The 22,045-nt window shown below is 58.4% G+C and carries 24 protein-coding genes and 1 pseudogene; 4 read left to right on the forward strand and 21 right to left on the reverse strand.

The genetic code is table 11. The features are described from left to right. Nucleotides 1–2: 2 nt before the first annotated feature. The 8 genes from AC2FNU_RS05130 to AC2FNU_RS05165 are packed head-to-tail and all read right to left on the reverse strand — an operon-like array spanning nt 3 to nt 6,057. Nucleotides 3–812: a type IV secretion system protein gene (locus AC2FNU_RS05130; RefSeq protein ID WP_496785697.1), complete on the reverse strand. Its 810-nt coding sequence runs from the start codon at nt 810–812 to the stop codon at nt 3–5. Next, on the reverse strand, nt 812–1,966 hold the full coding sequence (locus tag AC2FNU_RS05135) for a lytic transglycosylase domain-containing protein (protein ID WP_496785652.1): 1,155 nt from the start codon (nt 1,964–1,966) through the stop codon (nt 812–814). The genes AC2FNU_RS05130 and AC2FNU_RS05135 overlap by 1 nt, the downstream gene beginning before the upstream one ends. Then, nucleotides 1,956–2,123, reverse strand: a complete 168-nt coding sequence (locus tag AC2FNU_RS05140; RefSeq protein WP_496785655.1) for a hypothetical protein — start codon at nt 2,121–2,123, stop codon at nt 1,956–1,958. The genes AC2FNU_RS05135 and AC2FNU_RS05140 overlap by 11 nt, the downstream gene beginning before the upstream one ends. Then, entirely contained in the window at nt 2,120–4,495 is a 2,376-nt protein-coding gene (locus AC2FNU_RS05145; protein WP_496785658.1) for a VirB4 family type IV secretion/conjugal transfer ATPase, read from the reverse strand. The genes AC2FNU_RS05140 and AC2FNU_RS05145 overlap by 4 nt, the downstream gene beginning before the upstream one ends. Further along, entirely contained in the window at nt 4,485–4,763 is a 279-nt protein-coding gene (locus AC2FNU_RS05150; protein ID WP_008327373.1) for a VirB3 family type IV secretion system protein, read from the reverse strand. The genes AC2FNU_RS05145 and AC2FNU_RS05150 overlap by 11 nt, the downstream gene beginning before the upstream one ends. Continuing rightward, complete coding sequence (locus tag AC2FNU_RS05155) at nt 4,756–5,049, reverse strand: TrbC/VirB2 family protein (RefSeq protein WP_496785661.1); 294 nt, start codon at nt 5,047–5,049, stop codon at nt 4,756–4,758. The genes AC2FNU_RS05150 and AC2FNU_RS05155 overlap by 8 nt, the downstream gene beginning before the upstream one ends. Next, nucleotides 5,046–5,660 (reverse strand): lytic transglycosylase domain-containing protein, encoded by a 615-nt coding sequence (locus AC2FNU_RS05160; protein WP_496785663.1) that lies wholly within the window; start codon nt 5,658–5,660, stop codon nt 5,046–5,048. The genes AC2FNU_RS05155 and AC2FNU_RS05160 overlap by 4 nt, the downstream gene beginning before the upstream one ends. A gap of 43 nt (nt 5,661–5,703) precedes the next feature. Further along, on the reverse strand, nt 5,704–6,057 hold the full coding sequence (locus tag AC2FNU_RS05165; RefSeq protein WP_496785664.1) for a hypothetical protein: 354 nt from the start codon (nt 6,055–6,057) through the stop codon (nt 5,704–5,706). A gap of 203 nt (nt 6,058–6,260) precedes the next feature. Between AC2FNU_RS05165 and AC2FNU_RS05170 the strand changes: the two genes are divergently transcribed. From AC2FNU_RS05170 to AC2FNU_RS05180, 3 genes are all read left to right on the forward strand, one after another. Further along, on the forward strand, nt 6,261–6,521 hold the full coding sequence (locus AC2FNU_RS05170; protein WP_496785699.1) for a hypothetical protein: 261 nt from the start codon (nt 6,261–6,263) through the stop codon (nt 6,519–6,521). Between the two features lie 124 nt (nt 6,522–6,645). Continuing rightward, nucleotides 6,646–6,903: a helix-turn-helix domain-containing protein gene (locus AC2FNU_RS05175; RefSeq protein WP_093994222.1), complete on the forward strand. Its 258-nt coding sequence runs from the start codon at nt 6,646–6,648 to the stop codon at nt 6,901–6,903. Nucleotides 6,904–7,071: 168 nt separating this feature from the next. Beyond that, nucleotides 7,072–7,299: a hypothetical protein gene (locus AC2FNU_RS05180; RefSeq protein ID WP_496785666.1), complete on the forward strand. Its 228-nt coding sequence runs from the start codon at nt 7,072–7,074 to the stop codon at nt 7,297–7,299. 118 nt (nt 7,300–7,417) lie between these two features. On the opposite strand, the gene AC2FNU_RS05185 is transcribed toward AC2FNU_RS05180, so the two are convergent. The 13 genes from AC2FNU_RS05185 to AC2FNU_RS05245 form a co-directional block, all read right to left on the reverse strand. Next, nucleotides 7,418–8,164 carry a hypothetical protein gene (locus tag AC2FNU_RS05185; protein WP_496785668.1) on the reverse strand — a complete coding sequence of 249 codons (747 nt, stop codon included), beginning with the start codon at nt 8,162–8,164 and terminating at the stop codon, nt 7,418–7,420. Nucleotides 8,165–8,363: 199 nt separating this feature from the next. After that, complete coding sequence (locus AC2FNU_RS05190) at nt 8,364–10,655, reverse strand: molybdopterin-dependent oxidoreductase (RefSeq protein WP_496785670.1); 2,292 nt, start codon at nt 10,653–10,655, stop codon at nt 8,364–8,366. A 10-nt stretch (nt 10,656–10,665) separates the two neighbouring features. Further along, nucleotides 10,666–11,373 (reverse strand): GntR family transcriptional regulator, encoded by a 708-nt coding sequence (locus tag AC2FNU_RS05195; protein ID WP_496785672.1) that lies wholly within the window; start codon nt 11,371–11,373, stop codon nt 10,666–10,668. A 9-nt stretch (nt 11,374–11,382) separates the two neighbouring features. Continuing rightward, nucleotides 11,383–12,237, reverse strand: coding sequence for an HpcH/HpaI aldolase/citrate lyase family protein (locus AC2FNU_RS05200; RefSeq protein WP_496785674.1), 855 nt, complete (start codon nt 12,235–12,237; stop codon nt 11,383–11,385). Beyond that, nucleotides 12,237–13,436, reverse strand: a complete 1,200-nt coding sequence (locus tag AC2FNU_RS05205) for a CaiB/BaiF CoA transferase family protein (RefSeq protein ID WP_496785676.1) — start codon at nt 13,434–13,436, stop codon at nt 12,237–12,239. Before AC2FNU_RS05205 ends, AC2FNU_RS05200 begins: the two co-directional genes overlap by 1 nt. Nucleotides 13,437–13,512: 76 nt before the next feature. After that, nucleotides 13,513–14,478 carry a TRAP transporter substrate-binding protein gene (locus AC2FNU_RS05210; RefSeq protein WP_496785678.1) on the reverse strand — a complete coding sequence of 322 codons (966 nt, stop codon included), beginning with the start codon at nt 14,476–14,478 and terminating at the stop codon, nt 13,513–13,515. 25 nt (nt 14,479–14,503) lie between these two features. After that, nucleotides 14,504–15,781, reverse strand: coding sequence for a TRAP transporter large permease (locus AC2FNU_RS05215; protein WP_496785680.1), 1,278 nt, complete (start codon nt 15,779–15,781; stop codon nt 14,504–14,506). Then, entirely contained in the window at nt 15,781–16,251 is a 471-nt protein-coding gene (locus tag AC2FNU_RS05220) for a TRAP transporter small permease (RefSeq protein ID WP_496785701.1), read from the reverse strand. Before AC2FNU_RS05220 ends, AC2FNU_RS05215 begins: the two co-directional genes overlap by 1 nt. 225 nt (nt 16,252–16,476) lie before the next feature. Next, nucleotides 16,477–17,511: an ornithine cyclodeaminase family protein gene (locus AC2FNU_RS05225; RefSeq protein ID WP_496785682.1), complete on the reverse strand. Its 1,035-nt coding sequence runs from the start codon at nt 17,509–17,511 to the stop codon at nt 16,477–16,479. Between the two features lie 17 nt (nt 17,512–17,528). Next, a complete protein-coding gene (locus tag AC2FNU_RS05230) occupies nt 17,529–18,347 on the reverse strand; it encodes an amino acid ABC transporter permease (RefSeq protein WP_496785684.1) in 819 nt (272 codons plus the stop codon). Further along, on the reverse strand, nt 18,344–19,063 hold the full coding sequence (locus tag AC2FNU_RS05235) for an amino acid ABC transporter permease (RefSeq protein WP_496785686.1): 720 nt from the start codon (nt 19,061–19,063) through the stop codon (nt 18,344–18,346). Before AC2FNU_RS05235 ends, AC2FNU_RS05230 begins: the two co-directional genes overlap by 4 nt. A 71-nt stretch (nt 19,064–19,134) precedes the next feature. Further along, complete coding sequence (locus AC2FNU_RS05240) at nt 19,135–19,929, reverse strand: transporter substrate-binding domain-containing protein (RefSeq protein ID WP_496785688.1); 795 nt, start codon at nt 19,927–19,929, stop codon at nt 19,135–19,137. 113 nt (nt 19,930–20,042) lie between these two features. After that, nucleotides 20,043–20,951, reverse strand: coding sequence for a LysR substrate-binding domain-containing protein (locus tag AC2FNU_RS05245; RefSeq protein ID WP_496785690.1), 909 nt, complete (start codon nt 20,949–20,951; stop codon nt 20,043–20,045). A 174-nt stretch (nt 20,952–21,125) separates the two neighbouring features. Here AC2FNU_RS05245 and AC2FNU_RS05250 point away from each other — a divergent pair. Then, nucleotides 21,126–21,934, forward strand: a pseudogene (locus AC2FNU_RS05250) (IS3 family transposase); the annotation flags it as partial. Between the last annotated feature and the right edge of the window lie 111 nt (nt 21,935–22,045).

The raw sequence follows: 22,045 nt of genomic DNA on the forward strand, positions 1-22,045 counted from the left end.
AATTAATCTGCGCGCAGATCCGGCAGCGTAAAGTCCATGAAGCGCTGCTCCTCTGCGATGGTGGCGGCATCGATCACACCGCCCGTGCCGTCGCCCACGGTTTGCACGGCTTCGAGCTGCCACATGGCCACGAGCGCGATCGCCAGTTCCGCCGTCACGCGCGTGTTGAGATCGATGCTTTCCTTGAGTTCGTCCATGTCATCGATCAGCCCGACGAGCCGGTCGACGCGCTCGAGCGATTGCCCTGCATCCTCATAACTGTTCTGGGCCGCGGCCGAGACGAGCGCCCCGGTCGTGGCTTGCGTCGCCACACGGTTGGCCCCGGGATTGCCGCTGGTCGCCATCTCGGAGAGCGTGTCATCGTCAAAACCGAGATCCGCAAGCACCCGGTCCATCTGGGTTTCGATCTCGCCCGCGCCGGAGCCGGACAACCCAGAGAAATCACCCGTCTTGATGGCTTCGATGGTGGCGAGGATGTCTCCGAATTCCTGATCGAGCAGGCCATTCAACTCGTCTTCCATCTCGGTGCGGATGATTTCCGGCAGTTCGGCAAGTCGGGTGAGCGCCTCATAGGTTCGTTGCAGCTCCGCGAGTTGGTCCGTGAGTGTCGCAAGCTGTTCGCGAAGCTGCGTCAGCTGCTCGTTTTGCAGGATCTCGTCCTCGATCATCTGCCGGAGCTGCTGGATATTTTGCGCAATGTTCTGGGTGTCGACGACAGGCACGCCTTGTGCGAGGACAGGGGTGAAGGTGCCGAGATGCAGACCGATCCCAAGTGTCGTGGCCAAGGCCGTCTTCATGAGCAAATGTCCCATCATTCAATCTCCCTGATCGTGAATTCCATGAAGGCGCCTTCGGCCATACGAGCGCTGGCCTGGGCCAGCTCCTCGGCGGAGAGCGCGCGGGTGCGGGCGGCCTGAAGCCGGATGCGCGCGGCGACGAGGCGCACGAGTTCGGCGCGGGCATAGGTGTTGAGCGCGACACTCTCTTGCACATCGTCGGTTTCGGAAATCCGCCCGACGATGTCCGCAATACGTAGCGCGGCCTGCCGGATCGTGCTGGCCGAGTTGTTGCCATAGAAAGCCGCGCCATGCCCCGTGATCGAGAGGTTCGCATTGGCCAAAAGCGCTGGATCGATCGTGCCGAGCGCTTCGATCCCGCCGATGCGGCTCAAATAGAGGTTGTAGCGTTCGGGTATGACCGCGACGTAATGCTGGGTCTCGGCAAAGGGTGGGACGCCGCCATATTCGAACACCCGGCCGGGGCCGGCATTATAGGCCGCGAGCGCGTTGATGATATTACCGTCGAAGGTGTTCAGTTGCGTTGCGAGATAGCGCGCGCCGCCGTGCACCTGCAGGTAGGGGCTGTCGTAATACTCCGGGTTGATGCCGAGATCGCTGGCGGTGCCGGGCATGATCTGGGTGAGGCCAAAGGCCCCGACGGGTGAGCGCGCGCCGATGGTAAAGCGGCTTTCCTGCCAGATGAGTGCTTGCAGAAGGGCGCGCCATTGGACGGAGGAAAGGCCTGCACGTCCTACACCCGCAAACCCGCTGGTTTCCTGGGCGACGCGGATGATGAGTTGTTCGATGTTTTTCGCTGCATCCCCGAACATTTGTGCGCCGCCGGGATTAGGGTCGACCTCGGCACTTCCATAGACGGCTTCGACGGAACGGTCCGGATCGCCGCCGCCGTTCTCCAGTCCTGAGACCATCGCTGGCAGGCCCTGCCCGCCAAAGCTTGTCTGGGCATCAAGGATGCGTTGCAGGGTGGCTAGTTGCTCGCGTTCGATCTCGGCGATGAGTTCACGCACAGCAAGCTTGTCGGCCTGAACTGCGAGGTCGGCCTCGCGATCGCCTGTTTCGACGATATCGCGCGCGGTCAGCCCGCTGTCAGTGGTCGGCACACCTTGGGGAAAGGCGATGCCGGGCAGCAGGCAAAGGGCCAGGATATGAGGCAGCCTAGACTTCAACTTCACCCTCCGGAGCGCCAAGCGGCGTGAAGCTGCAATCCGGCGCGACGGGGGCTGTCGAGGCCAGGAAAGTGAAGCAATTGGCCTGCGGTTCCTGGTACCGTGCGCAGGAGGCCAGCACTCCGAGCGTGGCGATAAGGAACAAAATACGGATCATGAAAGCCTCCAGAAGTCGGGGCGGTCGCGGTAATCGGTGCCGGCGAGCGCTTCGCCTTTTTCCATGCCGCCGAGGATGGTGAGATTTGGCCCGAGAGCGCTGAGATCGGCATCAACGACGATGGAGCCCTGGTCATCACGGATAAGAGCAAGGCGGCTGTCGCTGCCGGTGTTGAGAAGCACGTCGAGTTCCTTCTCATAGAGGTTCAGCATCGCGTAATCGGCGGCATGGGCGCGGATGTTCGGGAGAAGGATTTGCGTGGGCACGGCCTCGACGATGGTCTTGCCGGTCCGGGTGCGCTCGAGCTGACTGGCGTATTGGGTCATCATCACCGCGACGGTGTTTTGCTTGCGCGCGGTCACCAGCCAGTTCGATAGCCGTTCTGCGAAATACGCGTTGTCGAGCGCCTTCCAGGCCTCGTCGATCACGATGATTGTGGGGCGGCGGTCCTCGATCTCGCGCTCGACCCTGCGGAAGAGATAGGAAAGAACGGCCATCCGTTCCTTCTCGGCCTCGCTATCGAGAATACCGGTGAGATCGAAGCCAACCACGTCGCCTTCCAGCGAGAAGGTGTCTTCCAGTGTCGGTCCGAAGATCCAGCCGTAGCGGCCCTCTTCGGTCCATTCGAGCAATCGCTGGTGCAAATCGCCGCCATCATCGGTCGACACAAAGAGCGACGCGAAATCTCGCCAGTTCCGCAAGGCGGGGTTCGAGGCCTGCGCGTTCTGGCGCACGACTTCTTGGATGCGGTTGGTCTGCGCTGGCGTGAGCGGCTTGTCGGCGCGATAGAGCAGGGTGGTGAGCCAGTCCGAGAGCCAGGCGGTGCCGCGACTATCGGTTTCTGTCCAGAGCGGGTTAAGACCGGTGGGTTGGCCGGCTTTCAAAGACGCGTAGCGCCCGCCATTAGCGCGGACCGCCATCTCCATGCCGAGACGGTAATCGAAGACGAAGATCCGCGCCCCTGCTCGTCGGGCTTGCGTCATTAGAAAGGCTGAGAGGACTGATTTGCCTGAGCCGGGCCGTCCCATGATCAGGGTATGCCCGCTGGTGGGTTCTTTGTCGGGCGATCCTTGTTCGTGATAAGAAAACCGGTAGGCGCTCTGCTCAGGCGTGGGCAGATAGGTGATGACTTTGCCCCAGGGGGTTTTCTCAGCAGGCTTGCCGAGCTGGGTCCGATGAAACGCCGCGAAATCCGCGAAGTTGCGATTGGTGATCGCGCTCGCACGGACGCGTTTCCGTTGATTGCCGGGATGCTGGCTCATATAATGCGCCTTTGCCGCGACCCGCTCGCCGATCATTTTCACGCCTTCGGCAGCGGCGGCGTTGACGATCTCGGCGCTGAGCGTTTGAAGCTCGTCCAGTGTATCGCAGAAGAGCGTCACGACCATGTGGTGCTCGCCGAAGCTCTGGCGCTTGGCTTCGAGATCATCGGCGGCGATATCGAGGGCTTCCATGAGCGAAAGGGCCGCGTCCTGGCTGGCCTGCATCTGGCGTTTTTGTCGCTTTATGCGGCCCGCCATGAGGTTGGAATTGATCGGTGTGAAGGAATGCGTGACGATCATGTCGACCGGCAGGTTCAGCATGTCGAACATGGTGCAGGAGGTGGCCTCGGAGTATTCTCCGATGGTGAAGCTCTTCCCAAAACGGTGACCCACGACGCCTTCGGAGAGCTCGAAGTGATCCCCCTGAAACGTCACCCTGGTATTGGCGACATTAAAGGACAGGAAGCCGTAGGTGTTCGCCGGATAGAGCGGCAATTCCTGGCCGGTGTTGAGGGCACCCAGAAAGCCGATCAACTCACCACTCTTGGCCTGGAGCACACGCGGGTTCAGCTCCGTCAGACCGGAGAGAAAGACGTTCACGGCTTCGCCCAGACGGCGCAGGCGCTTCTCGGTTGCTTCCTTGAGACGATTCGGTGCGCTGCGGTTCAGGAAGGGCAGGACGCTCTTAGGGGGCGGGCGGTGAATGACTGTGAGCGTCAAGGTTTTGTCACGCAACCCACTGGATTCGAGTTTTTTGCGCCAGAGACGGTCAACTTCTCCTGCAAAACTGTCTTCGCGCACGGGCTCGAGGTCCGGCTTGATCGCCTTCGAGACCTTGTGGACGTAGTAGCTGAACTCCGGCCCAAGCTGCGCGATGATCCGGGCAAAGAGCGCGGTCACTTTGTCGAGATAGGCATCATCCGTGGTGTAGCTGTTGACCCCATCGAGCCGGATGCACTGGAAGAGCTCGTTGACCCGCGTCCGTACGGTCCGGTCATCGACGAGGCTGACATAGGGCAGCATATGCGCGAGGCGGGTTTCGCGGGCATACCAGTCGGGCGTCATAGTCCGGAGATCGACGGCTTCATCTAGGGCTCTACTAGGGTGCATAACTGTCCCCGCCATGGATCGAGCGGTTGCGCGTCGGCGGTGTCTCCTGCAGCGCCGTCATCATCACGTCGATGAAGCGCGGATCCCAATCTGCCGCCTTCCAAAGCACGGGATAGAGCAGGGCGGCCACGCCCAGTACAGCGATGTGCTGGACCCAGACGAACAAGAGCACCGAGCCGAAGAGCCAGACCATCGCGTACATGATGGGCAGGCCCAGAAGCTTGGGCGGCCGCACGAGGCCCAGAAAGAGGGGCGAGCGCTCAGCCACCGGCAAAGACCGCAGCAACGATGGTGGGAGCGGCGGCAACACCGGCGATGCCGACAAGCACCCAGAGCGCCTGGCGGAGATCGATAATGTTGAAGAACCAGCTGAGGAAGACGCCCAGAACGGCGAGCGTGGCGATGACGACGCCAAGCGGGCCGGTCAGCGCATCGACGATGCCTTGCAGCAGGCTCTGGATCGGGGAGAGGTCGATGCTTTGCGCGAGGGCCGGTTCGGCAATGAGCAGGAAGAGTGCGAGCGAGGCAATAAACAGGTTACAAATGTGCTTCATGAATTTGATCCTTCCAATCGGGCCACGACGGCCATCACACGGGCCACGTGGTTCTGGGTTTCTCGGTAGGGGGGAATGCCGCCATACTGGCGGACCGCATCCGGTCCGGCGTTGTAGGCCGCGAGCGCGAGCCGCGGATCGCCAAACGTCTCCAACATCATCGCGAGGTATCGGGCGGAGCCGTCGAGGTTTTGAAGTGGATCGCGCGGGTCAACGCCGAGATCGCGCGCCGTTGCAGGCATCAATTGACCGAGGCCGATGGCGCCCGCGCTTGAGACAGCATCCTGCCGGTAGGCGCTCTCGACCTCGATATTGGCGCGATAGAGGGTCAGCCAGTCTCGGACTGAGAGATCAGCGCGGCGCAGTGCAGGATGACCGGCGTAACGAAGAGCCGTGGCCTCTATGGCCGCCAGAACATCGGCGCGGGGCAGGGTAGCTGGCCGCGACAGGGCTGCCAATTGGATGTCTTCTGGCTCAGCATCTCGCTCACCAAAGATCGACAGATTATCTGACGCCGAACCCTGGCCGATGCCGTCATTGTAGTTTCGGGCAAAGCTGTCCTGAGAGCGAGAAGGGCTCAGAGAGCCATCGCTCTCCATGACCAGAACCATCTGGGCTGTGGCTGGACCCGCGAGATACCAGAAAAGGAGGAGACTACTTGCTGCCGCCCCTGTCCGTCGCAGCCAGCTTGTGTGTCGTCCGCTGGCCTTCTTCGAGCGGCACATCGGCATGGGAGAAGCCGATCCCGATGAGGAAGGAAACCACGCCGGTGATGGTTTTGAATTCGCGGATCTTGATGTCGTTATAGGTTGTCCGGGTGCGGGCCGTGACCAACAGCTTTTCCACGCCCTCGTCTGACACGACACGCATGATCCAGACCCCGTAATAACTCGGGCCCTTCTTGTGTGCCGATTCCTGGCACAGGATTTCAGCGCTATAGCCACTTTCCACGAGTTCGCGGAAACGTGCTTCCGTAACCACATTTGGTGCTTCGATGTCCCAGTTCATGGCCCGGCTCACGCTTTCTCAATGGGCGCAACGTCCGGGCATTCCCACTTGAAGCCCAGAGTTACGATAGTATATTAATAACCGCAAGATATAAGGCGGCAGATACGGCTGTATCTCGGTTACTCAAACTCTAGGCACGGCCATTGGCGTCTATCAAGGAAAATAGGGGTTTCAGAAACCTGCGGTTGAGCCGATGGGTGACGATGCAGGCTGCGGCCTTTCTGATGCTCGCTCCGGTCGCAAGCCAGGCCGAATCCTGCCTCGTCCCGGTTCGACCTTTCGTTCCAAGCGATTCGCAAGCGGCCAAGGATTATGCCGACATCATCCGGCGGGACTTTGAGGTCTACATCACAGACATTCAGGACTACTTCCGCTGCCTCGAGCAGGAGCGTGCGCGGGCTTTTGAGGAAGCCCGCGAAGTCAGTCAGGACTACGGGCGGTTTCTGGAACTGGTGGGGGATTGATGGGCGATTGGGTGTGCATCAGGATTGCACCCGACGGAAACCAGACGCCGATAACACCCTCAAATATCTACTTTTTAGATAACAGATTTCATCCGCTAGCGACGTCACAAAAGGTATGTGACGCGTGTCGAAAACAATCTGGAGTACCGGGCATCTGGCCCTTTGTCAGTCTTTGGTCGAGGCCCGAAAACACGCGGGTCTGGGGCAGAAAGACTTGGCGGACAGGCTCGACTGTCATCAGTCTCTCGTGGCGCGCATTGAAAGTGGCCAGCGACGGATCGACGTTGTCGAGTTCATCGTATTGTCCCGGGCGCTTGGCTTCGACTTATCGGAGGTTCTGGCGATCGTCGAAGCCGCCACGGAGCCCGACCACAAGATTTGAAAACAATGCAATTTTGGGACGCTCCGCTTTGGATGTCCCCGCGTGAGACCAGCTACCTCAATGAAGAGCAGTTAGCCAACATCTACCACGTGCGGCCTACGGCGCGAGTGAGCGCTTTGTGACACCATGCCGCAAATTCAGCGCCATAGTGCAGGAAGTCAGTAGAAAGTGAACGATGATAAAGGTGAGGGCGTCGCGATCGCCAATCTGATCGGGACCGATGGGTGCAGCATTGTTGGTTGGGTTTATCGCTGGAGTACAGGCGGGCATGCGGTGATGTGGGACGTCCACGGGCCCCAGCCGGTGTCGGAAATCCGGCCGGATCTCACGGCGGAACAGAAACAGGAAATTGACTTCGACGCGCTCACGCAGATCGGAAGAGACGGGGGCGGGTGAGGTGAGAACCCTCAGTGTTTGCCGAAATGCCAATTTGCTTGTGGACCGCGACGGGTACGCGGTGCCGTCGTACAAGTCAAAGAAGCCGAGTTCCGTGACAAGCCAATGCGGTGGCAGGTCAGTAGTTCACCTGCTCAAAGCCGTAGTTGCCCTCGTAGTCGCGCCAATCGACGAAGACGGATCGATGATAGATACCGGGGCAATTCTGGCCCCAGCGTTCGAGGCCGATATGGGCGGAGGGTAGGGCGGTGATGGAAGACCTCTGCCAGGCGAAATCGCCTTGGGTTCCGTATGTGCCGAGGACCACGGTGGCGCTACGGTTGCAGTCGCCGTCACGTCCGGATTCATGCTGTCGCGCATACCGGACATCGAAGACTCGGATGGATCGTACGAAGTTGAACTCAGGTCCGCTGATATCGATGTCCGCGCGATCTTGAATGAGCCGAAGGGCCTGGTCGGCAGGAACGAAGTCACTAGGTGTTTCTGGAATGCGCCAAGCAGCCATAAATGGATCAGCGGTATCGTGCGCTGTAAAGGATTGTCGCGGTCCAGTGCTGTTGCTCTGGAAGAACGCTTCAAAGATGCGGTCAGCACTGTTTGCTGCTGGAGCTGTCTCAAAGGACGCGCCCATAGGACAGCGCCAGATTTGAAGCGGGGGTTCCACCGGCCAAGGCGTAATGCGTCGGATGAATTCGGCGCGGGCTCTGGCGCATGGCACGGAAGCAGGCCAGCCACCAGACAGGCACAGGAGGATCGCGCAATCGATCGGGTATGTCTGCGCGCGGGCGGGCATCGGCAGCGAAGAACTTGTCACAGTCAAAGCGACTGCGACCGAGGGGAGGAGTTTCTTGAGTAGATGGTGCATACTGAGGGCCCTCTGTGATAGAGTTCAGCATACATACGATAATATACTATCACAACACTAAGTATGTCGGCGCATAATGAAGTTTATGTTAAACTAAGAGATTGCTTTCGCCGGAATGCGAGAGTCCGTTGTACGGCAAATATCTTGGGGTGTATCCCATTAGCATACTTAATTGACGAATGTGGCAAGGTCGTGCTGATCAGTTGTCGGGTCTTGCGGTTTTTGGCCGCATGTGAACACTTTTGTCAATCGATGGCCCACGAAATCGACTGACATTGACCGTTGCGGTGTGCGCTATGTTCCCTTGCGAAAGGCCAGAAGCGCCAAGATCAATTGTCAGGACGTTCGGATTGCCGTGTACATCAATCCGGCGGCCTGCCACGTCCTGCGGATCAAACCAGGCACCTGTGGGCAGACTGACGCAATCCTCGCGGAGGCAATCATCCAGAAAAGCACCCGCAAGACAGGCACCGCGTGAATTTTCGAGAAGCACAATATCCCCGTCAGCAATCCCCAAGCGCCGGGCGGTTGCCGGATGGAGCCGGCAGGCTTCGCGGCCTGCGATCTTGGCCGAACGGGACGTTGCGCCGGTATCTAGCTGTCCATGGAGGCGCGAACGCGGTTGCGGTGAAATGAGGTGGAGCATACCGCGCCCAACATCTTCGGCACCCTCAACCGGTGAACGCCACACCGGGTGTCCGGGGCAGTCCGGCAGACCCATTGCCGCGATTTCGGGCGAGGCGATCTGCAACCGACCGCTTTGAGTATTCAGGGGATTGCTATCCGGGTCCGAAACATAGTCTTCGAACAAAACGCGACGTCCGGTGCCCTTGGGAACAAGGAAAATCCCGGTTTCACGAAAGGCTTCGAATCCGGGCAGATCAAATCCTGCATCCCTGGCGACCCCTTCTGCGCTGGACCAAAGCCAGCGCAACCACTCTTGCTGACTACGTCCGTCGATAAATCTGTCTCTCAGGTCAAAACGATCGGCGAGAGAGGCGAAAATCTCATGATCGTCCTGCGCCTCGCCCAATGGCGCGCGCAAGGGCGACATGTAGACCAGCGCCGGATCGCGCCGGTTCATCATGATGTCGCTACGTTCTAATGGCGTGGTGGCCGGCAGGACGATATCTGCCCGCCGCGCGGTCGCTGTCCAACTGTGCTCGTGCACGATGATTGTTTCGGGTCGCTGCCAGGCACTTTCGAGGCGGAACAGATCCTGATGGTGGTGGAACGGGTTGCCACCGGCCCAGTAAACCAGCTTTAGATCAGGATAGATATGGGTACCGCCGTCAAAGGTATAAGGGTCGCCGGGGTGTAGCAGCGCGTCTGCGATGCGCGCGACCGGGATCACATCGTTTACCGGGTTTTGGCCCTGCGGCACCGAAGGCCATGAAAGAAAACGCGCGGCGCGCCCAACCGGTGTAACCGAGCCATACCCAAATCCGAAGCCGGTTCCCGGTTGACCGATCTGTCCCAGCATCGCTGCGAGGCTCAATGCCATCCAGATGGGCTGCTCTCCGTGGTGGGCTCTCTGAAGCCCCCAGGGCAGCGACACCATGGTTCGACGTACCGGCAACTGCGCGGCGATTTCACGAATTACCTTGGCCTCTACATCCGTGATGGGTGCGGCCCAATCGGCGGATTTCGGTTGCCCGTCCGACGTTCCGGTCAGATAGGCCTCGAACGTCTGCCACCCCGCTGTATAACGCTCCAGAAAGGCTGTATCATGCTGGCCAGCAGCATAGATCTCGTAGGCGACCGCCAACATGAACGCGACATCCGTCCCCGGACGGATCGGGACCCAGCGGGTTCCGGGCATGTCCTCAAAGTCGCGCTTGTCCGGTGAAACGCCGATGACTTTCATACCATTTGCAAGAGCTCGACCGAGTTCGGATTCCACCTCATGCGCACTGGTTCCGGCAGAGGCAATTTGTGCTGTCCGCCCGGAGATGCCGCCAAAGCAGAGCATCAACTCGCAGTGGTCCGCAATCTCTGGCCAGGATGTCATCTGCTCTTGTAGCTGAGAATTCGAGAACCCGGTGATGTATGGAAACAGGACTTCCGCGGCGGCATGGGAATAGGTCGTGCGTGCGCCGGTGTAGCCGCCGATCAGGTTCATGAACCTGCGGAGCTGTGATTGAGCGTGATGAAACCGACCGGCACTAGCCCAGCCATAGGAACCCGCGAAGATCGCCTGATTGCCGTAGTCGCGCCGCGCCCGTTTCAGTTCATCGGCCACAAGGTCTAGGGCAATATCCCAGGAAACCTCGACAAACGCGTCATCGCCCCAGCGGTTTCTGTCGCGTTTCTCCAACCATCCCTTGCGAACAGAGGGGTTGTATACCCGCACATTCGGGTCAAAAGCACCACTCAGCCAGCCGCGTCCAATGACAGATGGGTTGGGATCACCAGTAACAGGGTGTAGCCGTTGGTCATCGCCCCGCCCCTGGATTTCATAGGTTCCCCAATGCGCTGCGGTATATCGCATCTCAGCGCACCTACAGGGCCTTCAACCCGGAACTTCGAAGGATGTCCAGCACGCGTTCCCCTCCCCTAAACCGCTGTTTGCGATGAAGCCCAACTGCGTTTTCGGGCGTATCCGACAGCAAGCACGCGACAAATTCTTCGTGGCGCTTTGCGGACAGCTCAAGGCTTGGTTTGTCCAGCAGGCGCATGGCGATCAGATGCCCGCGCTGAACCCTTTCACGGTATCGCAAACCCGTTTCGGTCAAATGCCGATTGCCGGAAAGGATCAGGATGTTGCGGTGAAATGCCTCGTCAGCCTCATTGCCGGCATCCGTTTCAAGCGCGTCTCTCATCGCCGCGCAGGCCTCTGTTAATGGCCGCAATTGGGCCCGCGACAGTTTGCGTGCAACGATCATTTCGACGGCGGCCACCTCCAGCGCTGTCAGAAGTTGATAGATTTCTTCCATGTCCCGCAAAGAGATGGGAACCACGCGGATACCGCGACGCGGCAGAACTTCCACCAGGCCTTCAGCCTCAAGCAAAAGCAAAGCCTCACGCACCGGCGTCTTGCTCATGCCCAGTCCAGCAGCTTCCGCTACGTCGTCGATAAAATCACCGGCGGCAAAGACATTTGTCAGGATTTTGCCTTTGAGCGCGTCGTAGGCAATCGCCTTCATCGACGCCTTGGGGGCATCCTGTAACGGGGTTGAACGTGGGACGTCCAGTTTCATCTCTGTCATGGCCATAAACTAGTCGCTTTGTTCTGCTTTTTCCAACAAGCGTTTGGCGCGCAGCACGATCGGCAGGTCAATCATGCGGCCACCCATCTGAAAAGCGCCGATCCCCGCCGCATCCGAGCGGTCCGAGGCCTCGATGATCTTGCGGGCCTCGGCGATTTCGTCGTCCGTGGGCGCAAAACCTGCATTCAGGGCGTCGACCTGTTTGGGATGCACGGCAAAACCGCCTTCGAACCCATATCGTCTAGCGCGCGCCACGGCATCGGCAAATCGGTCCAGATCGCTCAGATTGGCAAGGCTTTCCGGAACACCCAGCGGGCTTATACCCGCCGCGCGCGCAGCGGATGCCACGCGCATCGCAAAGTTATCCAAGAGCGCGGGATCTGGCAAAGCCGCCATGTCCGCCAGGAAATCCTCGATGCCGAGGGCTGTCGCGCAGACGCGGGGAGCCCGGCAGATGTCGATAGCGTTCTCGACGCCCTCGGCACTTTCGATCAGGGGAACAAGGCCAATGGGCGGGGCGGCGCGCCCGCGCTCGACTTCCAGCTCGTTCAAATGGCCGGCGATGGCCCTTAGAATAGTGGCGTCGCGCACGTCGGGCACCAGAATGGCCGCGACACTGTCCAGCGTCGCCGCCTCGATGTCGAGAAAGGGCGATCGCCAGCCCATGTTGATGCGCACCAGGATATCCAAGCCTTTGCCTTCCAGCACCGCGACGGCCCGTTCAAGCGCTTCGCGCGCCTCTGTCTTCCGGGCCGCGACAACGCTTGCTTCCAGGTCAAGAACGATGGCATCTGCACCGCGCTCCGCCGCTTTTTCAAGGAATCGCGGCTCGGTCGCCGGAATAAACAGCGCTGCCCGCCACATCAGGCAACCCCCGCCTTCTTGAGCCAGTCCAGGCCTTTCTCCGACAGTTTCAACTCGGCGATGAATTCATCGTTATGCTGGCCGATCACGGGCGCGGGCGCACGCACGGTACCGGGCGTCTTGCTCAGCCGTGGGAAGGGTGTGTGCAGGGGGACAGTACCGAAATCGGGATCTGGGTAGTCTTCGATTACGCCGCGTCCGCGGATGTATTCGTGATCGACCAGTTGCGATGGGTCGCAGATCGGGCCGACTGTTAAGCCGGCAGCTTCAAAAAACGTCATGTTATCGTCAAGCGATTTCTCAGCGATGAACTGACCGATGATGTGATCAAGATCATCGGCATGTTTCACACGGTCCAGATTGGTCAGGTAGCGCGGGTCGTCGATGAGGTCCCCTCGACCGATTGCAGTGGCGAGCTTTTCCCACATGGATTGCATAGAGGCCGAAAGCGCTAGATAGCGCCCGTCAGACGTGGTATAAACGTTGCGCGGCGCTGCGACCTCGCTCCGGTTGCCTTCGCGCAGGGGCACCTTGCCGGTTACGGCGTAGTTTGCAACCCAAGGTCCCAATACGCTGAAGAGCGGTTCAAAGAGCGACAGGTCGATGATCTGCCCCTGTGCCTTGCCGTTCAGTCGGGCATAGAGCGCTGTCGTGACGGCCCCGAAACCCGCCGTGCCGGCAACCATATCAGCCAGAGCCAGTGGCGGAAGCAACGGCGGGCGATCCGCAAAACCGGTCATAGCAGCAAAGCCGGACAGCCCTTCGATCAGGGTGCCGAAGCCCGGTTTGTGGGCGTAGGGTCCGGTCTGGCCCCATCCCGAAAGCCGAACGACGACAAGCTCTGGCCTTCGCGTCATGAGGACATCCGGACCAAGCCCCCATTTTTCGAGAGTACCGGGTACGAAATTCTCAACCAGCACATCCGCTGTGTCGATAAGAGCCAGAAAAAGCTCTTTGCCCTCATCGGATTTGATGTTGAGCGACAGGCTCTTCTTGGATCGGGCGTATTCCTTCCACCAGACCTCCGCCTTGCCGAACCTGCGCAGGTCATCTCCGACACCAGGTCGTTCGATCTTGATCACCTCGGCACCGAAATCGGCCAGCATGTGGGTCAGCATGTTGCCCGCCGCCAGCCGCGTCATGTCTACCACGCGCACACCATTGAGCGCGCCTGTCGCATCCGGTTGATATTCCGCCATTGCGAATGTCTCCATGCTGTTCGTTCAGGTGGCAGGGTCGGACGCCGCGCCAAGATGCGGCGTCCTCTTCCAGCGTTTACTGTGCAGCCTGGAGTTTTTCGTACCAGGGTGCCAATTCCGGGAAGAGCGCCACAACCTCAACGGCCTTCTCGCGGAATGGCGCCTGGTCGATCTCGATCACTTCCATGCCAAGGTCCTTAAGTTTGGCAATTGTCGTCTCGCGGTCAGCTTCAACCTTGGCGCTGAACTCGGCCGCAGCGGCGAGCGCGGCACCCCGCAGGGCCAGTTGGTTTTGCATCGTCATGGCCTGGAATTTCTCTTCATTCATGATGAAAGTGAAGCCGTTGGCCATGTGCGAGGTCAGGATCAGGTATTTCTGCACCTCATACAGCTTTTGGGACAGCGCGACCGCCACCGGGTTTTCCTGGGCGTCGATCACGCCCTGCTGAAGCGAAGTAAACACTTCTGACCATGCCATGGGCGTTGGTGCCGCCCCGAAGGCCTTCCACGTTTCCAGCCGTTCCTTGATTGGGGTCACACGCATCTTCAGACCCGCAAGGTCTTCCATCGAACGCACCTCGACATTAGAGGTCAGCTCACGCGTGCCCCGGAACATATGACCCATAATGCGGAAGTTGGTTTCCGAGGCGAAAACCTCTTTGATTTCCTTGCCGACGGGTCCGTCCCAAACTGCCATGTAATGGTCACCATCGTTGAAAGCATAAGGCATGCTGTCGATGCCAGCCGCCGGGTGATAGGCAGACAGTGCGCCAAGCGCATCAATCGAGATATCTACCGTGCCAAGCTGGATCCCTTCCATCGCCTCAGACGCCTTGCCAAGCTGGCTGTTGGGAAACACGCTGACCTGAATGTCGCCATCCGAAAGGTCTGCTGCCACCCGGGCAAAGGTTAATGCTGCGGCATTCACCGGATGCGATGGGTCGGCGACATGCGCCAGTTTCAGTTTCGTTTCCGCCAGAGCGGGCAGCGCCGTCAAGGCCGCAATGGCAGCACCGGCAGCGAAGTTGAGAACGTGTTTCATAGTTTTCCTCCCTAGTATTGAACGTTCAAAGCATGCCGGGCAGCCACAGGATGAGCGCCGGCATATAGGTGATGACCATCAGGATCAGCAGCATCGTACCCAGAAAAGGCAGGGCCGCGATGGACGCTTTGTCGATGCTGACCCCGCCGATCTTTGCCGCAAGGTTCAGGACTAGCCCGACCGGCGGGGTGATCAGTCCGATCAATGCGTTAAAGATGAAAATGATGCCGAAATGGATCAGATCGATGTCGAACTGGGGGATAACCGGCAGCAGGACTGGCAACAGGATCAACATCGAGGCCTTTGGCTCCATGAACGTGCCGATGATCAGAAAGAACACGTTCAGAAGCATCAGGATGACATACTTGTTGTCGGACACCGTCAGAATCGCAGCGGCGAGCGCCTGGGGCACTTCCATCACGGTCAGAACCCAAGCAAAAATCAATGCGGCGGCGGCAACGGACATCATTGTCCCACATTTCACCGTTGCGATCATGAAGACGCGCGGCAGGTCGGTAAACCTGAGTTCGCGATAAACGACAAGTCCGACGAAAAGCGTGTAGACAACCGCAACGCAGGCTGCCTCTGTCACAGAGAAGATACCGCTGAGCAGCCCGCCGATAATCAGGAACGGCAATGCGGCGGCCCAGACGCTTTGGGTGAACGCGGTGAAAATTTGAGGCAAGGTCGCGCGCGGATGTGTCGGATACCCCCGGCGCTTGGAGATAACATAGCTGGTCAGAAGGAGACCAAGACCCAGCATCAGACCCGGCAAATAGCCCGCCAGAAACATTTTTGTCACCGACACATTGGCGATCACGCCATACAGGATCATGCCGATGGACGGCGGGATCAGCGGTCCGCAACAGGATGACGTCGCTGTAAGTGCAACCGAGAAATCCGCGTCATAGCCTTCCTTCTTCATGGCCGGGATGAGGATCGACCCGATGGAGGCAGTATCAGCCGTGGACGACCCTGACATCCCGCCAAAGAACATGGAGGAGACGACGTTCACCTGCGCAAGCCCGCCCGCAATGTGCCCTACCAGCGCATTGGACAGGTTGATGATTCTCTGAGTGATGCCGGACGTGTTCATCAATTCGCCGACCAGCAGGAAGAACGGGATCGCCATGAACGCAAAGTTGTCGATCCCCGCCACCATCCGTTGCGGGATGATTGTCAGCGGAATGTTCAGATCCATAACCATGATCGCGGCCACAGAGGCGATCCCCATGGAAAATGGCAGCGGCAGCCCGATGAAAAGCGTGAAAACCAGAACGCCGAAGAGAACCCAAAGCTCCATCAGAAACGGCCCCAGTCGCGTTTGACGAAAAGCTCGATGGTGAAAAGCAGCATGCCCGCTGCTGAAATCGGCACAACCGCCTGGATCAGGCCCTGAGGAATATCGAGGCCGACCACGTTCTTCTTCAGCCCGAGGATCGCCATTTGATAACCGTAGACCAGAAGGATGCCAGCAAAAATAATTACCAGCGCCAGGCGGATAAGCGCGGCGCCGACCCGTACAGACCCGGTGAAACGATCCGCAATGAAATCGACGCAGATATTGTCCTTTTGCCGGACGCCGACGGCGAGCCCAAGCATGACCATCCAGATCATTGCGTTTCGCGCCAGAGGTTCGGCCCAGAACGTCGGGGCGTTGAAGACGTAACGCATGACGATCTCGTAAAAGACGACGGTGATCATGACCGCGAAGAGGACGACCCCCATCAACAAGAACAGCCGCTCAACGGCTGAACACAGGCCATGAAACACCGGTTTCAATGCATTTCCCCCCCCATACTGACACCAAAACGACAAAATGATATATCTATAGATATATTTAAAAAATTGGCGCACATGTCAACTTTTTTGGGGTGTCTTTTGCCAGCAGAAAGCCGTGATCCGGCGCGCGCACCGGAACGAAGGGAGCGCACCGGCAGTCAAATTCGAACAACCTTCCGACTATTCTTGCCAACCTGTGCGGCGTAATCAGCCCTTTTAGGTCAACGCACCAGTCACAGGTTCAACCGGAGGTTCCAAAGCCCGGAGAGGTAAAATCTGACCGGCATTGTCGGCCTCTGCGCGGTTCAAAATCTCAATACCCGTAACGAGGTCTTCCAAAGCGATTCCAAGGTTGAAGGCCAAAATGCGCTGGTTTTCTTTCGTCCTGGCACCTTTGGAACCAGAGACAAGATCGGCAAGCGTCGCATCGATTCGCTTAACCCCTGGGAATTTGCCCTCATTTCGGCGCGCATCCTCGATCTGACCCTGATCGTCCGTCAGAACCAGGTCCATCGCGGCGATCATCTCATCTGTCACGTAGCTGTCATAGTCGATTGTGACCACCAGCGCGCCGGACCGGATCCAGTCCGGTCTGATAACTGGGCGGCGTTTCTTTTCGATCGGGCCACCGGTGATCAATACGTCGCTGGCGCGGGCCACCTCTTCTGCGCCAACTGCACCTCGCAGTTTGATGTCAAAACGCGCGGACATTTCTTCGATAAATAGCGCCTGGCGTTCTGGCTGAATATCGTAACAGATGAAATCGGTTATGTCGGGCCTGACCGACAGGATCGACTGAACATGCTTTCTACCCTGCAGGCCGCAGCCGATGATCCCAGCAGTTTTCGCGCCGTCTCGCGCCAGATATTTGACGACAAGACCGGACGCCGCTGCCGTGCGTTCCCCGGTGATCCATTCGGCATCCATGATCGCACGCATCTGGCCCGTCTTGTCTTCGTTAAGGATGTAGAGCCCCTGAATATAGGGCAGGCCGATCGCGGGATTGTCCGGATCGCCGCTCTGCCACTTGCAGCCCGCAAATCCCAGGTGTGACGATGCGCAGACCATCGAGCTATAGAACTGGGCACTGCCTCCACGGTGGAAAAAAATCTTTGGCGGCATCTGCACTTTGCCCTCAGCCTTCAGACGGAACCCAGTTTCGAGAAGCGAAACGATATCGCTCATGCTCAGATTGAGGCGGTCGAGTTCGCCCGACGACAGATAGCGGATTGTCTTGTGAATCTCGGTCATGGGGGGTCCTTTTGATGCTAGCGCACAACCTGCCTCTGGCGCGCTTCGAGACGGCGGGTCAAACCCTGCAGCGCGAAGGCGACGCCAAAGAACCAGGTGAGCACATAGACGTAGATCGGAATGATAAGAGAGGAGTTGGACTCGGCTTTCAGGGCAAGCCCTGCATAGGCCACAGAATCGTAGATGCCGACAAGCGACGCCACGGGCACAGCCGTAAAGAACAGCGCCGCGACATTCATCCAGGATGGCGCAATGCGGGTTACGCATTGTGGCAGTATGACAAGACGGAACGTTAGCAGGCGACTGAAGCCCAGAGAATCGCAGGCTTCCCACTGGCCACGTGGCACGGTTGCCACCGCGCCTCGAACCAGTTCCGAAACATTCGCGGCGATCTTAAGTGCGAAAGACACGATCACCTTTGCTTCGGCCGGAAAAGGGATTTCGACGAATCCCAGATCGATGCGATACGGCAACGCGAAGGCAAACGCAAAAAGCAGCACAAGTCCCGGCGAATTTCGGAAGAACTGTGTGTATCCCCACACGATCCTGCGAATAACCTTGTTTTTCCCGACAGCGAGAAACCCAAACGTCACGCCCAATGCAGTGCCCAGTATCATCGCTCCGGTCGCCAAAAGGACGTCCATGACAAACCCTTTGGCCAGTAACGGTGTCCAGCTGGACAGCGCAGCCAGAACAGGCAAGTTGGCGCGCATTGATCCTTCTCCGAAGATCGGAACCAAAAGCGCCACGACACAGCTGGCGCAAAATATCAGCGCCAGTGGGGCTGTCAGCTCAACAACGCTGGGTACGCGCGCTTTTGTGGCCGCCGCAATCATGCCCCGTACCCTGGCAGTTTCAGGCGACGTTCAAGCACCTGTGTAACCAAAACCACCGCGCCGATCATCAACATATAGACGGCCAGCATCGTGATCATCATCTCGACCACGTTGAGCGAATCCGCCCAGATCTGACTTGACGCGTACAGCAATTCGGGGACTGCGATCGCGTACGCGTAGGATGTCGATTTTATGAGTTCGACAAGGTTATTCCCAACGGATGGAAGCGCACCACGGAGCGCAAGCGGAACAACGATTTTCCAGATCAGGCACCGCCGCGGCAGAGATAGAGACATAGCCCCTTCGATCAGACCTTTGGGGATGCCTTCGATCGCCGCGCGGAAGGCTTCGATATTGAAGGCGGTGATATAGATCGAGACCGCGACCACCGCCCAGGCAATCGCCGGAACCACCACTGTGTTGCCCGACGCCGAGGCCACAAGAGCACCGAACCCGAAGAAGAACAGATAAATCTGGATAAGCGGCGGCGTGTTTCTGAACAGGCTCACAAAACCATCAATCAGCGCCCGTTCAACACGTGTGCCAAACGCATAGCGCACCGCACCTGCAAGCCCCAATGACACGCTGATCACGATGCAGCAGGCCGATATGAACAGCGTGTTTTTCACTCCGGTCAAGAAACGTCGGCGATCAAAACTGTCATAGAGGAATGTGAAATCGAAGTCGCCGGCGGTGGCGATCGCCTCGAGGTCCATCGTTCAAGCTCCATGTGCTGCACCGCGCCATTCGGCAACCGGTGCAGCACCTCTCGGGGAGGAGATCAGAATTAGTTGCTGACCTGGGATTGCAGGAACGGGTTGCCGCCCAGACCATGCTCATTGGCAAATTCGACGAGCGTGCCGGATTTGTGAAGATCGGCAACGATCTGTGAAACCTCATCCGCAAGCGAGACTGCATCGTCTTCCAATTGAACAGCCATAGCCCAATAATCTGGGTTTACCGGTTCCAGCCCGACCACATATCCAGAAAGCGCATCGTCCGATGCCACCTGCATCCGCAAAATCTGGTCGGCGTAAATGAAACCGTCGCACTGACCCTGCTTGAGCGCAGCGATTGCCTCGGGCACGCCGGCATAGGCCTGCACATTAGCGCTGTACTCTTCCCCGACCCAGCGGTTGTAGAATGACCCCTGCACGCCGCAAAGTGTTCCGCTTTCTACGCTGGCCCAGTCTGAAAAGGCGTCGCCAGTATAGAGCACATTCGTTGCATCCGCGAAGTAGTGCGGCTCGATCATACGCACGACCTTTCGGCGTTTTTCGGTGTCGCTCATGGTTGCAAGTACGACGTCGATATTGCCTTGTTCCAGGAACTGAATTCTGTTGGCGCTGGTGACCGTGGTGAATTCCGCGGTAACGCCAAGGCGTTCGGCGATGGCGTTGGCCAGATCAATTTCAAAACCAATCGGGTTGCCGGATGTATCCACATAGGCCCAGGGCTTGGAGTCGGCCTTGACCCCAAACGAGATCGTGCCCTCTTCCTTGATCTCCGAAAGTTGGTCGGCCGATGCGATTGCAGCCGACACCATGAGAATTGTTGCGGCGCCTACTGTGCGAAGGCTCATTTTTTTTCTCATCTGATATCCCCTTGTCTGTCGATTGATTTAACAAATTCTGGCCCGCGCGCTGGTCAGGGAACAGCGAAAAGTATTGGTCAAAGGTATTCTAATCTGGAATATCAGCCGTCGATCTCAAGGATCATTTCAGGGACAACACGCTCAAAAAGCCACTCTCGGAAAGCGCGGTTCGCGCGACGGTTCCGCGTGATGTCGTTCATGACCAGATGATAGGAAACCCCGTCGTCGAATGCATAAGGTGCCGCGACAACCAGCCGCCGCGTGTCTATGGCATGACGCACCAGAGACGACCGCCCAAGTGCAATTCCCTGACCGGCTTCGGCAGCTTCCAGCATCATCACCGTTTCAGAAAAGACCGGTCCAGCGGCCGGTTCATTTGTATCGAGCTGATAATGCGTAGCCCAGTTTCGCCAATATGGCCTGTCGGAAAACCGCAATAGCAACCTGGGGTCACGCAAAAGATCTGCCGGTGCCTTTGGCGCAACGTGGGTCCGCAAGCCAGCCGAACAGACCGGCACCAGTGGGTCCCGACAAAGCCGCTCTGCCGTGACGTCTGGCCACTCACCCTCGCCCACGCGAATACCGACGTCGGCTTCGCCACGCCGCAGGTCACTCATGTGCCGATAGCCGTCAATGCGAACACTGATCCAGGGGTGGCTTTGTTGGAATTCGCCAATAAAGCGCGACAGGACGCGCGTGGCAAAGGAGCGGGCACAGGCCACGACGAGAGTCGCGGTATCAGATCCGGTCGCGATCCGTCCTATTGCGCCATCAACAATCTTCAAACCCCTCTCGCAATCCTGAAAGATCAGCGCGCCAGCCTCGGAGAGTTCAACCCCGCGAGCGGTACGCCGGAATAGCTTGACCTTAAGTTCATCTTCCAATTGCAGGATTTGCTTACTCAACGCGCCTTGGGTGATAGACATCATCGCCGCAGCGCGCCTGATATTCCCCTCATTCGCTACTGCGACGAAAGAGCGGATCAGATGCAGACGTGGGAAACTTATCATTCCAGTAACGATAAACGCCATATGGAAATACGCAATGCTGCGACGTTCGCCAAGTCTCCGAGCCCGCGCCCGATGGGGGCACAAGCCAATGGTGCTGTGCCTCCTGAAAACGTCCTCGTTCATGGTTAGAGTTTTCCGCTAGATTTCCCTTGGCTGGGAGAGGAGCGAATGGCGATGAAAGCATCCAAATTCACGGACGCGCAGAAGGCGTTCATCATCAAGCAAGGCGAAGAAGGAACACCTGTTGCTGAGATTTGTCGAAAGGCTGGGATCAGCCAGGCGACGTATTTCAATTGGAAGAAGAAGTACGCTGGGATGTTGCCGGCGGACATGAAGAAGCTGCGTGAGCTGGAAGACGAGAACAGGCGGCTGAAGAAGATCGTCGCGGACCTGTCGTTGGACAAAGAAATGCTTCAGGACGTTATCAAACGAAAGCTCCGAGGCCTGCTCGCAAGAGAACGCTGGTCGACGAGATCAGGGCTGATTGGCGGGTATCGATCCGGAGGGCGTGTGGGCTTATCCGGTTCGATCCGCGGACATACCGGTATAAGTTTCGTCGGCGCGACCAAGCCGCGTTGGAACAGCGGATCAAGGAGATTTGTGAGACACGCGTTCGGTTTGGCTATCGGCGGGTCCATGTGCCGCTGCGGCGGGAGGGTTGGGAGATCAATGCAACGAAAACCTATCGTGTTTACAAGGAATTGGGCATGCAGCTGCGCAACAAGACACCCAAGCGGCGTGTAAAGGCGAAGCTTCGCGAAGACCGCAAAGAAGCCGGGAACCCAAATGATGTTTGGGCGATAGACTTCGTGCATGATCAGTTGGCCACAGGCCGCAAGATACGCATCCTGACAGTCGTCGACACCTTCTCCCGTTACGTGCCGGTGCTGGATGCCCGGTTCAGCTACAAAGGCGAAGATGTCGTTGCGACTTTGGATCGCATCTGCCGCAAGACCGGCTATCCCAAGGAAATCAGGGTCGATAACGTCCTATGTCGGGAACTTTTGGCTGTTTAAGTCAGCAGGTCATGGGGCATCCGGCGAACCGGATGCCCTGTAATCGTTGCCCAGACGGGCTCTGCCGTCAAGAAATGA

This window comes from Ruegeria sp. BHSB064, from assembly GCF_059613205.1.